This window comes from Streptomyces sp. NRRL B-24085, from assembly GCF_001282115.1.
GTDB lineage: Bacteria > Actinomycetota > Actinomycetes > Streptomycetales > Streptomycetaceae > Streptomyces.
This window is the reverse complement of the sequence record NZ_LJBR01000303.1, coordinates 1-12,837: the sequence shown is the minus strand read 5'-3', so window position 1 is coordinate 12,837 and position 12,837 is coordinate 1. Positions and strand designations below refer to the sequence as shown.

Genomic DNA, 12,837 nt, shown 5'->3' with positions numbered 1-12,837 from the left:
CCCCCTGTCTGTGACCCGCGCCACCCCTGCCCCGATTCACAGGGACTTCTCAAGGAGTCCCGGTCCGGCCGCCGGACCTGCCAGGATGGGCCGATGCCCACCTCGTACGACATCCCCGAAGTCCTGGACCGTCGCGAGGGCCCGTACGGAGAGGTAGTCCTGCGGCGGCACGGCGAGTTGCTCCAGATCATCGCCAACGGCTGCTTCCTGATGGACACCTCCGACGGCCGCTCGGAGCGGATGCTGGTCGACGCGGCGCTCGCCGCGCTCGACGACCGTCCGGACCCGCACGTCCTCATCGGCGGACTGGGTGTCGGCTTCTCGCTCGCACACGCGTCCGCGAACCCGCGTTGGGGCCGCATCACGGTCGTGGAACGGGAGCCGACGATCATCGACTGGCACCGCACCGGCCCGCTCTCGGCGCTCTCCGCGAAGGCGCTCGCCGATCCCCGGACGAACATTCTGGAAACGGATCTAGTCGGATTCGTCAATGAGACATGCGCCACTTTCGACGCGCTGTGCCTCGACATCGACAACGGCCCCGACTGGACGGTCACGGACGGCAACCACGACCTGTACGCGCACACCGGACTCACAAGCTGCGCAAGGGCGTTGAAGCCGGGCGGGGTACTGGCCGTGTGGTCGGCGAAACCCTCTGCGGAATTTGAGGGATCCCTAGCAAATGCCGGGTTCCAACAGGTACGTACCGAGGAGATCCCGGTTGCCCGGGGCGTACCCGACGTCGTCCATCTCGCCGTCCGACCTGGATAGCAAAGGTGTGACGCCTCCCCGTACTCTGCTTCCCTACGCCGATCATTCAAGCGTCAATCGCAGTCATGCGCAGACAAGGAATCACCCCACATGGTTCCGGAAAGCACTCCCCAGGGGCGGGCGATGGAGCAGACACACACCTCCCACAACGGTTCGACGGCTACCCCGGGCGCTCAGCGCCGGGTCCTGGTCGTCGAGGACGACCCGACGATCGTCGACGCCATCGCGACCCGCCTGCGCGCCGAGGGATTCCTCGTGCAAACGGCGGTCGACGGTCCGTCGGCGGTCGACACGGCCGAGGCCTGGCAGCCGGACCTGCTGATCCTCGACATCATGCTGCCCGGTTTCGACGGTCTGGAGGTCTGCCGCCGGGTGCAGGCCGCCCGCCCGGTGCCGGTGCTCATGCTGACGGCCCGTGACGACGAGACCGACATGCTGGTCGGCCTCGGCGTCGGCGCCGACGACTACATGACCAAGCCCTTCTCGATGCGTGAGCTGGCCGCGCGCGTGCACGTCCTGCTGCGGCGCGTGGAGCGGGCCGCGCTGGCCGCCGCGACGCCCAGGAGCGGCATCCTCCGGCTCGGCGAGCTGGAGATCGACCACGCGCAGCGCCGGGTCCGGGTGCGGAGCGAGGACGTCCACCTCACCCCCACCGAGTTCGACCTGCTCGTGTGCCTGGCGAACACCCCGCGCGCGGTGCTCTCCCGTGAGCAGCTGCTGGCCGAGGTGTGGGACTGGGCGGACGCCTCCGGCACCCGCACCGTCGACAGCCACATCAAGGCGCTGCGCCGGAAGATCGGCGCCGAGCGGATCCGCACGGTGCACGGCGTGGGCTACGCCCTGGAGACGCCGACGCCATGAGCGAGGGTCCGGCCGGCCGGAGAGGAGGCCCCAGGGAACCCTGGGGCGGCGTGAGCCCGTTCTCGATCAAGACCAAGCTGGGCGCCCTCGTCGTCATCGCGGTCCTCATCACCACCGGGCTGATGATGATCGCGATGCGCACGGCGACCGAGCTGCGCTTCATCACGGTCTTCTCGATGATCGCCACCCTCCTGATCACGCAGTTCGTGGCGCATTCGCTCACCGCGCCCCTGGACGACATGAACGCGGTCGCCCGGTCCATCTCGCACGGCGACTACACCCGCCGGGTCCGCGAGAACCGCCGGGACGAGCTCGGCGACCTGGCCCAGACGATCAACCGCATGGCGGACGACCTGGAGGCCCAGGAACGCCAGCGCAAGGAACTTGTGGCAAATGTCTCCCACGAGCTGCGCACGCCCATCGCGGGCCTGCGCGCCGTGCTGGAGAACATCGTCGACGGGGTCACGCAGGCGGACCCGGAGACCATGCGCACGGCCCTGAAGCAGACCGAGCGGCTCGGCCGGCTGGTGGAGACGCTGCTGGACCTGTCCCGCCTCGACAACGGCGTCGTCCCGCTGAAGAAACGCCGCTTCGAGGTGTGGCCGTACCTCTCGGGCGTGCTGAAGGAGGCCAACATGGTCGCCTCGGCGCGCGGGGGCATCGCCTCCGGATCCGGCAGTCACACGCGTACGGACGTCCACCTGCACCTCGACGTGTCCCCGCCGGAGCTGACCGCGCACGCCGATCCCGAGCGCATCCACCAGGTCGTGGCCAACCTGATCGACAACGCGGTCAAGCACAGCCCGGCCCACGGGCGGGTGACGGTCAAGGCGCGGCGCGGGGCGCAGCCCGAGTCGCTCGAGCTGGAGGTCCTCGACGAAGGACCCGGCATCCCGCGCTCGGAGTGGCACCGCGTCTTCGAGCGCTTCAACCGCGGTCAGATCATGCGGCCGCACGGTCCGGGCAGCGACGGCGGCACCGGGCTCGGGCTGGCGATCGCCCGCTGGGCGGTGGATCTGCACGGCGGCCGGATCGGAGTGGCCGAATCCGAGCGGGGTTGCAGGATTCTTGTCACCCTTCCGGGACTCCCATCTGTGCCAAGTTGACGTAAAGTTCGAAGCGGAGCCACAAGATCCACCTCTGTCCGCGCTGACGGACACGTGTGATCAGGCAGAGGGCCGCGCCGCCGTCGCGCAGAGCCCCGCCCCGCGCTTCCCTGCGACGGCTTCACGAACCGGAACCACGCTTGTTTCCCGCCATTTCCGCCCGCGAAACTCGCTGTTCGATGTGACTTACACGACGATGGACCGGCCCGACCTGACCTTCCCGCTCTCGGGGGCGTAGCCTTTATTCCCGCTGTCCATCACCTTGTGAGAAGCGGAAGAGGGCGGTTGCCGCCGTGTCGCCACAGTCCCCCAGTAACTCGAGCATCTCGACCGACGCAGACCAAGCGGGCAAGAACCCCGCTGCCGCGTTCGGCCCGAACGAGTGGCTCGTCGACGAGATCTATCAGCAGTACCTCCAGGACCCGAATTCGGTAGACCGTGCCTGGTGGGACTTCTTCGCCGACTACAAGTCGGGGGCTGCCGCTCCGGCTGCGGCGGGTACCGCGGCCGCGGGGGCCGCGGAGACCACCACCGCTCCCTCTGCCGCCCCGGCTCCCAGCGCCCCGGCCCAGGCTCCCGCGCCGGCCCCGGCCGCTGCTCCGGCCGCCCAGCCGGCCGCCGCGGCTCCGGCCCCGGCCAAGGCCGCCGCCCCGGCGGCTCCGGCCCAGGCCGCTCCGGCCGCCAAGCCGGCCGCCGCCAAGCCCGCCGCGAAGCCGGCCGCCGAGGGTGCCTCCGCGGAGGGCCCGGAGCTGGTGACCCTGCGCGGTCCCGCCGCCGCGGTCGCGAAGAACATGAACGCCTCCCTGGAGCTGCCCACGGCCACGTCCGTGCGCGCGGTCCCGGTGAAGCTGCTCTTCGACAACCGCATCGTCATCAACAACCACCTCAAGCGCGCCCGCGGCGGGAAGATCTCCTTCACGCACCTCATCGGGTACGCGATGGTGCAGGCCATCAAGGCCATGCCGTCGATGAACTGGCACTACGCGGAGAAGGACGGGAAGCCCACCCTCGTCAAGCCGCCGCACGTCAACTTCGGCCTCGCCATCGACCTGGTGAAGCCCAACGGCGACCGCCAGCTCGTCGTCGCGGGCATCAAGAAGGCCGAGACGCTGAACTTCTTCGAGTTCTGGCAGGCCTACGAGGACATCGTCCGCCGCGCCCGTGACGGCAAGCTGACGATGGACGACTTCTCGGGCGTCACGGTCTCCCTGACCAACCCGGGCGGCCTCGGCACCGTCCACTCCGTGCCGCGTCTGATGCCCGGCCAGTCGGTCATCATGGGCGTCGGCTCCATGGACTACCCGGCGGAGTTCCAGGGCACCTCCCAGGACACCCTGAACAAGCTCGGCATCTCGAAGGTCATGACGCTCACGTCGACCTACGACCACCGGGTGATCCAGGGCGCCGCCTCCGGCGAGTTCCTGCGGATCGTCGCGAACCTCCTCCTCGGCGAGAACGGCTTCTACGACGAGATCTTCGAGGCGCTGCGCATCCCCTACGAGCCGGTCCGCTGGCTCAAGGACATCGACGCCTCGCACGACGACGACGTCACGAAGGCCGCGCGCGTCTTCGAGCTGATCCACTCCTACCGGGTCCGCGGCCACGTCATGGCCGACACCGACCCGCTGGAGTACCGCCAGCGCAAGCACCCCGACCTGGACATCACCGAGCACGGCCTCACCCTGTGGGACCTGGAGCGCGAGTTCGCCGTCGGCGGCTTCTCCGGCAAGTCCCTGATGAAGCTGCGTGACATCCTCGGCGTGCTGCGCGACTCGTACTGCCGCACCACCGGCATCGAGTTCATGCACATCCAGGACCCCAAGCAGCGCAAGTGGATCCAGGACCGCATCGAGCGCCCGCACACCAAGCCGGAGCGCGAGGAGCAGCTCCGCATCCTGCGCCGGCTGAACGCCGCGGAGGCCTTCGAGACCTTCCTCCAGACGAAGTACGTCGGCCAGAAGCGCTTCTCCCTGGAGGGCGGCGAGTCCGTCATCCCGCTGCTCGACGCGGTCCTCGACTCGGCTGCCGAGTCCCGCCTGGACGAGGTCGTCATCGGCATGGCCCACCGCGGCCGCCTGAACGTCCTGGCGAACATCGTCGGCAAGTCGTACGCGCAGATCTTCCGCGAGTTCGAGGGCAACCTCGACCCGAAGTCGATGCACGGCTCCGGCGACGTCAAGTACCACCTGGGCGCCGAGGGCACCTTCACCGGTCTCGACGGCGAGCAGATCAAGGTCTCGCTGGCCGCGAACCCCTCCCACCTGGAGACGGTCGACCCGGTCATCGAGGGCATCGTCCGCGCCAAGCAGGACATCATCAACAAGGGCGGCACGGACTTCACGGTCCTGCCGGTCGCCCTGCACGGCGACGCGGCCTTCGCGGGCCAGGGCGTGGTGGCCGAGACCCTGAACATGTCGCAGCTGCGCGGCTACCGCACCGGCGGCACGGTCCACATCGTCATCAACAACCAGGTCGGCTTCACGGCCGCCCCGGAGTCCTCGCGTTCCTCCATGTACGCGACGGACGTGGCCCGCATGATCGAGGCCCCGATCTTCCACGTGAACGGCGACGACCCGGAGGCCGTGGTCCGCGTCGCGCGGCTCGCCTTCGAGTTCCGCCAGGCGTTCAACAAGGACGTGGTGATCGACCTCATCTGCTACCGCCGCCGTGGTCACAACGAGTCGGACAACCCGGCCTTCACCCAGCCGCTGATGTACGACCTGATCGACAAGAAGCGCTCGGTGCGCAAGCTGTACACCGAGTCCCTCATCGGTCGCGGCGACATCACCCTGGAAGAGGCCGAGCAGGCGCTCCAGGACTACCAGGGCCAGCTGGAGAAGGTCTTCACCGAGGTCCGCGAGGCCGTCACGGCCCAGCCGGCCGCCGGTCCCGTCTCCGACCCGCAGGCCGAGTTCCCGGTCGCCGTGAACACCGCGATCTCCGCGGAGACGGTGAAGCGGATCGCCGAGTCCCAGGTCAACATCCCCGACACCTTCCACGTCCACCCGCGTCTGCTGCCGCAGCTCCAGCGCCGGGCGTCGATGGTCGAGGACGGCACGATCGACTGGGGCATGGGCGAGACGCTCGCCGTCGGCTCCCTGCTGCTGGAGGGCACCCCGGTCCGGTTGTCCGGCCAGGACTCCCAGCGCGGCACGTTCGGCCAGCGGCACGCGGTCCTCATCGACCGCGAGACGGGCGAGGAGCACACCCCGCTCCAGTACCTCAACGAGGACCAGGCCCGCTACAACGTCTACAACTCCCTGCTGTCCGAGTACGCGGTCATGGGCTTCGAGTACGGCTACTCGCTGGCCCGCCCCGACGCGCTCGTGATGTGGGAGGCGCAGTTCGGCGACTTCGTCAACGGCGCGCAGACGGTGGTCGACGAGTACATCTCGGCGGCCGAGCAGAAGTGGGGCCAGACGAGCGGTGTCACGCTCCTGCTCCCCCACGGCTACGAGGGCCAGGGCCCGGACCACTCCTCGGCCCGTGTCGAGCGGTTCCTCCAGCTGTGCGCCCAGAACAACATGACGGTCGCGATGCCGACCCTGCCGTCGAACTACTTCCACCTCCTGCGGTGGCAGGTGCACAACCCGCACCACAAGCCGCTGGTGGTCTTCACCCCGAAGTCGATGCTGCGCCTCAAGGCCGCCGCGTCGAAGACGGAGGAGTTCACCTCGGGTCAGTTCCGCCCGGTCATCGGCGACACGTCCGTGGACGCGGCCGCGGTCCGCAAGGTCGTCTTCGTGGCGGGCAAGCTGTACTACGACCTGGAGGCCGAGCGGCAGAAGCGCGGCATCACGGACACGGCGATCATCCGTATCGAGCGCCTGTACCCGCTGCCGGGTGCCGAGCTCCAGGCGGAGATCGCCAAGTACCCGAACGCCGAGAAGTACCTGTGGGCGCAGGAGGAGCCGGCGAACCAGGGCGCGTGGCCCTTCATCGCCCTCAACCTGATCGACCACCTGGACCTGGCGGTCGGCGCCGACGTCCCCCATGGGGAGCGCCTGCGCCGCATCTCCCGCCCGCACTCCTCGTCCCCGGCCGTCGGTTCCGCGAAGCGGCACCAGGCCGAGCAGGAGCAGCTCGTGCGCGAGGTGTTCGAGGCGTAACCCGCCTCGCGGGCAGTACGTCACCGGGCCGCATCCCTCTCCGGAGGGGTGCGGCCCGGCCGTTTCGGCCCACTTATCCTTGACGGCATGTACTTCACGGACCGTGGCATCGAGGAACTGGAGAAGCGGCGCGGCGAGGAGGAGGTCACCTTCGAGTGGCTCGCCGAGCAGTTGCGGACGTTCGTCGACCTCAATCCCGACTTCGAGGTGCCGGTGGAGCGACTGGCCACGTGGCTGGCCCGGCTGGACGACGAGGACGACGAGTAGCACCGAAGCGGCACGGGGCGCCCTTAGGGGCGCCCTTTGTCTTGCGCCACCGGGCCATCCGCGCGGGCGCGTCAGCCCGTACGCCTGCCCGGCCACGCTGTGCGCCGACAGCAGGGCCCCTGCCGCGCTTCGGCCACCGCTGCAAAGCCCCCGCCAAGGTGAGGCACTGGGCGCTCCTGGTGCCGCGCCCCGCGGTCAGTTGTGCGGCTGCGTCGGGTCATACGCCAGCCCGGCCACGCTGTGCGCCGACAGCAGGGCCCCCGCCGCAAGCCGGCCACCGCTGCGAGGCCCCCGCCACAGTGAGGTGCGGGACGCTCCTCGGGGCGCCGCCCCCTGTGCCACGTCGCTCGGTCAGTCGCGCGGGTGCGTCAGGTCGTACGACAGCCCGAGCGCGCCGTGCGCCAGCAGCAGGGTTCCCGCCGTGAGCCAGCCGCCGCTGCGGTGCCGCAGGCCCCAGGCGGCCAGGGGGAGGCCCGTGGCCATCTGGGCCAGGGCCAGGGCGCGGGCCTTCGGGTCGCCGGACCAGGGGAGCCAGGGCGTGAGGCGGCGGGCCGCGACCGCCTCGAGTTCGCCACGGACGGTGTCCGGCCCGTCCTCCCCCTCGACGGGGCGGGCGTCCGGCCGGTCCCGGGCCACCTCGCGGAGACGGTCGGCCGGTTCGCCCGGGGCGAGGCCGGCGGGGAGGTCCAGGCCCACGCGCGTGAGGACCGCGAGCAGGCCGCGCAGCCGGGCGCGGGCGTCGGCGACAGGATCCGGTGCGGTGAGCCGGTCGAGGGACTGGACGTCCAGGACCGGGTCGAGGCCCAGACGGGCCGCGAAGGTGCGCATGGCCTCGTCCTCGCCGGCCGGGGTGCCGTTGGTGAGCCAGACGTAGCCGACGGGCCGACGGAAGCCGGACGCGAGGGTGTAGCCGCCGCGGTCGGCGTCCCACCACAGCGCGAGGACGGGCCAGGGAGCGCCGACGGCCAGGGCGGTGGCCCAGCCCGTCATGACGCGGTCCACCGGGTCCTCACCGCGCAGCCACGGCCCGCCTTCCGGCACGAGGACGCTCCACCCCCGCCCCGCGCGCGTGAGCAGCATCCGCTCGCGCAGCAGCCGGGCGGCGAGGGCGACGGAGTCGGGTGCGGCACGGCAGAGCAGCAGGCCGCCGGGGGCCGGAGAGGTGCGACCGGCACGGGAGGTGGCTTCCGTCGACATGGTCACACGCTAGGTCGATCCATCCGGATTGGTCATATTTTCGACACCCGCCTCCCCGGAAAGAGTGCCTTGACTTTCGACCGCCACGATATATCGTGAATTGCAGGAGACGCGATATGGCGCGTTGCTACGGGGAGGTCTGCACCATGTCCGAGTGGTCCGTCACGGAGCCCAGGAAGCTCACCTTCGACGAGCCCGTGCACGAACTCCATGTACGCATCGTCAACGGCACGGTGAACGTGGTGGGCACCGAGGAAGGTTGCGCGCGCCTGGAGGTGTCCGAGATCGAGGGACCGCCTCTGATCGTCACCCAGGAGCACGGAACCCTCACGGTGGCCTACGAGGACCTGCCCTGGAAGGGTTTCCTCAAGTGGCTCGACCGCAAGGGCTGGCGGCGCAGCGCGGTCGTCTCGCTGGCCGTTCCGGCCGACACCCGCGTCGAGGTGGGGGTGGTCAGTGCCGCGGCCGTCGTGTCGGGCCTGCGCGGCCCGTCCGTGGTGAAGGGGGTCAACGGCGACACCACCCTCGTCGGCCTCTCCGGCCCCGTCCGTGCCGACACCGTCTCGGGGAACCTGGAGGCCCAGGCCGTCACCGGCGACCTGCGCTTCAACTCGGTCTCGGGGGACCTCACCGTCGTGGAGGGCTCGGGCCCCTCCGTGCGGGCCGACTCGGTCAGCGGCTCGATGATCGTCGACCTCGATCCGGAGGGCCCCACCGACGTCCGGCTGACCAGCGTCTCGGGGGAGATCGCCATCCGGCTCCCGCAGCCCGCGGACGCGGAGGTGGAGGCCAACACCGCGAGCGGGACGATCTCCAACGCCTTCGAGGGCCTGCGGGTGCGCGGCCAGTGGGGCGCCCACAAGGTCACGGGCCGCCTCGGCGCCGGTACCGGCAAGCTCCGCGCGACCACCGTCTCCGGCTCCATCGCCCTGCTGCGCCGCCCGCCACGGGAGGACGAGGAGGAGCCGTGGGAGACGGACCCCTTCGTGAAGGACGGTGCCCCGGGCGCCTACCCGGCCGACACCGCCGACCCGGTGGACAGCGTGCACGGCATCCCGGGGGACAATTCCGTTTCCGGCCCGGCCGACGGCCCCCACCGGACGGACGGCCCCACGGACGATCCGACCCGCGGCCCGGCCGACGGCACGACCGACAAGAAGGTGCTCTGACATGCCCCCCGTCTTCGCCCACGGCCGCCTCCGCCTGTACCTGTTGAAGCTGCTGGACGAGGCCCCGCGCCACGGCTACGAGGTGATCCGCCTCCTGGAGGAGCGCTTCCAGGGCCTGTACGCCCCCTCGGCGGGCACCGTCTACCCCCGGCTGGCCAAGCTGGAGGCGGAGGGCCTGGTCACCCACACCACCGAGGGCGGCCGCAAGGTGTACGCCATCACCGACGCGGGCCGCGCCGAGCTGGCCGACCGCAGCGGTGAACTGGCCGACCTGGAGCTGGAGATCCGCGAGTCGGTCGCGGAGCTGGCCGCCGAGATCCGGGCCGACGTGCGGGGCGCGGCGGGCGATCTGCGGCGCGAGATGCGGGCGGCCGCCACCGAGGCCCGCCGCGGCTCCGGCGGCGGCGCCAAGAGCACCGGCGAGCACGAGGCCCCGTTCGGGGACTTCACCGAGTACGCCGACAAGGAGGCGTGGCGCGCCGCCAAGGAGGAGATGCGCCGCGTCAAGCAGGAGTGGAAGGAGCAGGCCCGGCGCGCCAAGGACGAGAGCCGCCGCGCCCGCGAGGAGGCCCAGCGCGCCCGCCGCCAGGCCAAGGAGGCCCAGGACCGGGCCCGGGAGCAGGCCCAGGAGGAGGTGCAGCGGATCGCCCGGCGGGTGCAGGAGCAGGTGCAGGACCACTTCGCGCGCGGCGACTGGCCGACGGGGGTGCGTGAGGGCCTGACCGAGCTGGCCAAGGAGTTCGGCGAGTTCGGGAAGGACTACGGCAAGGGGTTCGGGAAGGACTTCGGCTTCGGCCGGGGCGGCGCGAGGTCCGAGAAGGCCGAGGGAACCCCGTCCGGCCCCCAGTACTCCCACACCCCGCAGGACTTCCCCGCCGACTACGAACCCTCCTGGGCCCACGAGGAACCCACCGGGGACCCGGCCCGCGACCTGGACCGCCTGCTCGACCGCTTCCGCGACGACATCCGTGACGCGGCCCGCGACCACGGCGTCACGGCCGAGCAGTTGCGCGACGCCCGCCGCCACCTGTCGACGGCGGCGGCCCACATAGGAGCACTCCTGCGAGCGCCGAAGGCGTGACCCGGCCGGACTCCGACAGTACGACGGCTCCGGCCCCTCCGGCCGGGCCGTACTGCCGGACCGGACGGCCTCCACCCAGCCGCCCCTCGCTCAGCCCGCCCTCCCTCAGCCGGCCCTCGCTCAGCCGGCCCTCCCTCAGCCGGCCTTCGCCTCGCCCTCGCCGTAGAGGACGCGCACGACCGACGCATAGGTCACCCCGTGGTCGGCGAGAACCTCCCCGGGCACACCCGGCCTGACCGTCAACGCCAGCAGGATGTGCTCGTCGCCGACATGACGGTCCCGCCGGGCCACGGCGATCCGCAGCGCCTTCTCCAGGATCTCCTTGGCGTCCCGTCCGAAGGAGCGCCGCCCGGACCACCAGCCCTTGCTCCTGCGGTCGCCGGACATCGCTCCGACCCCGTGCACCTCCTCCACCCGGGCGACGATCTCCGAGACGTCGATCCCGAGCCCGGCCAGCGCCTCGGCGTCCGCCTGGGACAGTCCGGCCCGGCGCCGCGCCTCACCCAGCGCCTCCCGCACCGCGCCCTGGCGCTCGGCGAGTCCGAGGGCGGCCAGCGCGAAGGAGGCCCGACTGGCCTCCCGGTCCAGCAGCGCGAGCAGCAGATGCCCGGCGTCCACGGACCCCGCCCCCACCGCCCCGGCATGCTCGACGGCGCCCACGACCACGGCCCGGGCATCCTTCGTGAGCCGCTCGAACATCAATGCCTCCCGTACTTCTTGTGCACGGCCTGCCTGCTCACTCCGAGTTCCGCGGCGATCTCCTGCCACGACCAGCCCTGATTGCGCGCACTGCGCACCTGCACCGACTCGAGCTGCTCCAGCAGCCTGCGCAGGGCGGCGACGGCGCGCAGTCCGACCCGGGGATCGCGATCACCGGCGCGCTCGGCGAGATCCGTTGCTTCGGTCATGATGTCAACTTACGTTGACAAGACCGGCACGTCAACCACAGTTGACAAACAACGACGGCCGGCCCGAACCCGGACCGGCCGCCGACAGGAAGAGAATCAGTCGTTCGTGAGCACGACCTTCCCGAACTGCTCACCCGACGCGACCCGTTCGAACCCCTCACGCGCCCGATCCATGGGCAGCACCTCGTCGATGACGGGCCGCACCCCGGTGGTGGCGCAGAACGAGAGCAGATCCTCCAGCTCGTCCTTGGTCCCCATGGTCGAGCCCACGACCTTGAGCTCCAGGAAGAAGATCCGGGTCAACTCGGCGTGCGAGGGGCGGTCACCGCTCGTTGCCCCGGAGATGACCAGCGTGCCACCGGGCCTCAGCGACTTCACGGAGTGCGACCAGGTGGCCGCCCCCACGGTCTCGATGACGGCGTCCACCCGTTGTGGCAGCCGCGCGCCCGACTCCAGCGCCTCCACGGCCCCGAGCTCCATCGCGCGCTTCCGCTTGGCCTCGTCCCGGCTCGTGGCGAAGACCCTCAGCCCCGCGGCCTTCCCCAGCACGATGGCGGCCGTGGCGACACCGCCGCCGGCGCCCTGCACCAGCACGGAGTCGCCGGGCCGCACACCCGCGTTGGTGAACAGCATGCGGTACGCCGTCAGCCAGGCCGTGGGCAGACAGGCGGCCTCCGCGAAGGACAGCTCCTTGGGCTTGGGCAGGACGTTCCAGGTCGGCACGGCCACCTGCTCGGCGAACGTTCCCTGGTAGCGCTCGGTGAGGATGGACCGCGGCTCCTTGGGGCCGACCCCGTGCCCGCTCTGTCCGATGACGGAGTGCAGGACGACCTCGTTGCCGTCCTCGTCGACACCGGCGGCGTCACAGCCGAGGATCATCGGAAGCTTGTCCTCCGCGAGGCCCACGCCGCGCAGGGACCAGAGGTCATGGTGATTGAGGGAAGCGGCCTTGACGTCGACGACGCTCCAACCCGGGCGGGCCTCGGGGGCGGGGCGCTCCCCCGACTCCAGTCCCGAGAGCGGGTTGTCGCGGTCGATTCGGGCGGCATAGACAGCGAACATGACCTTGACGATAGGGTCCGCCGACGGCACACGGAACCGGCCCGCGTTGTGACACATGCCCTCTTGCGAAACGGCGCGCCCATGGGGGTGCCGCGTTCGGTTGTGAGACGGCTGCGGCCCGGTGGGGGCGGGTCGCGCAGTTCCCCGCGCCCCTGAGTCGGCACACTCACCCACACCACGACGAACCGTTGGCCCCGACCTCAAGCGGCTGCGGCCCGGTGGGGGCTGGTCGCGCAGTTCCCCGCGCCCCTGGGGGTAAGACATGTGGACGCTCGTGCAGACGCTCACGGCGGTGAGGGGACGGGG

General features: G+C 71.0%; 11 protein-coding genes. 7 read left to right on the top strand and 4 right to left on the bottom strand.

What is annotated here, in order from left to right; translation table 11 throughout:
* Positions 1-93: 93 nt before the first annotated feature.
* The 5 genes from AOJ26_RS29520 (at position 94) to AOJ26_RS29500 (ending at position 7,114) form a co-directional block, all read left to right on the top strand.
* Positions 94-771 (top strand): spermidine synthase, encoded by a 678-nt coding sequence (locus AOJ26_RS29520; RefSeq protein ID WP_053851413.1) that lies wholly within the window; start codon positions 94-96, stop codon positions 769-771.
* A gap of 123 nt (positions 772-894) precedes the next feature.
* Entirely contained in the window at positions 895-1,632 is a 738-nt protein-coding gene (locus tag AOJ26_RS29515; protein WP_053851412.1) for a response regulator transcription factor, read from the top strand.
* The gene (locus AOJ26_RS29510) at positions 1,629-2,738 is read left to right on the top strand and encodes a HAMP domain-containing sensor histidine kinase (RefSeq protein WP_053851411.1); all 1,110 of its coding nucleotides are present in this window, start codon (positions 1,629-1,631) and stop codon (positions 2,736-2,738) included. Before AOJ26_RS29515 ends, AOJ26_RS29510 begins: the two co-directional genes overlap by 4 nt.
* A gap of 293 nt (positions 2,739-3,031) precedes the next feature.
* Positions 3,032-6,847, top strand: coding sequence for a multifunctional oxoglutarate decarboxylase/oxoglutarate dehydrogenase thiamine pyrophosphate-binding subunit/dihydrolipoyllysine-residue succinyltransferase subunit (locus AOJ26_RS29505; RefSeq protein ID WP_053851410.1), 3,816 nt, complete (start codon positions 3,032-3,034; stop codon positions 6,845-6,847).
* An 87-nt stretch (positions 6,848-6,934) separates the two neighbouring features.
* The gene (locus tag AOJ26_RS29500) at positions 6,935-7,114 is read left to right on the top strand and encodes a DUF6104 family protein (protein ID WP_003992906.1); all 180 of its coding nucleotides are present in this window, start codon (positions 6,935-6,937) and stop codon (positions 7,112-7,114) included.
* 351 nt (positions 7,115-7,465) lie between these two features.
* Here the strand turns inward: AOJ26_RS29500 and AOJ26_RS29495 are convergent, their stop codons facing one another.
* Positions 7,466-8,311: a hypothetical protein gene (locus AOJ26_RS29495; protein ID WP_053851416.1), complete on the bottom strand. Its 846-nt coding sequence runs from the start codon at positions 8,309-8,311 to the stop codon at positions 7,466-7,468.
* A 146-nt stretch (positions 8,312-8,457) separates the two neighbouring features.
* On the opposite strand from AOJ26_RS29495, the gene AOJ26_RS29490 reads away from it, so the two are divergent.
* Both AOJ26_RS29490 and AOJ26_RS29485 read left to right on the top strand, forming a co-directional pair.
* A complete protein-coding gene (locus AOJ26_RS29490; protein ID WP_053851415.1) occupies positions 8,458-9,480 on the top strand; it encodes a DUF4097 family beta strand repeat-containing protein in 1,023 nt (340 codons plus the stop codon).
* A gap of 1 nt (position 9,481) precedes the next feature.
* Complete coding sequence (locus AOJ26_RS29485) at positions 9,482-10,561, top strand: PadR family transcriptional regulator (protein WP_053851409.1); 1,080 nt, start codon at positions 9,482-9,484, stop codon at positions 10,559-10,561.
* Between the two features lie 135 nt (positions 10,562-10,696).
* Here the strand turns inward: AOJ26_RS29485 and AOJ26_RS29480 are convergent, their stop codons facing one another.
* From AOJ26_RS29480 to AOJ26_RS29470, 3 genes are all read right to left on the bottom strand, one after another.
* Positions 10,697-11,260: a Clp protease N-terminal domain-containing protein gene (locus AOJ26_RS29480; RefSeq protein ID WP_053851408.1), complete on the bottom strand. Its 564-nt coding sequence runs from the start codon at positions 11,258-11,260 to the stop codon at positions 10,697-10,699.
* Positions 11,260-11,469, bottom strand: a complete 210-nt coding sequence (locus AOJ26_RS29475; RefSeq protein ID WP_007384656.1) for a helix-turn-helix domain-containing protein — start codon at positions 11,467-11,469, stop codon at positions 11,260-11,262. The genes AOJ26_RS29480 and AOJ26_RS29475 overlap by 1 nt, the downstream gene beginning before the upstream one ends.
* Before the next feature lie 96 nt (positions 11,470-11,565).
* On the bottom strand, positions 11,566-12,531 hold the full coding sequence (locus tag AOJ26_RS29470) for a zinc-binding dehydrogenase (protein WP_053851414.1): 966 nt from the start codon (positions 12,529-12,531) through the stop codon (positions 11,566-11,568).
* Positions 12,532-12,837 lie beyond the last annotated feature (306 nt).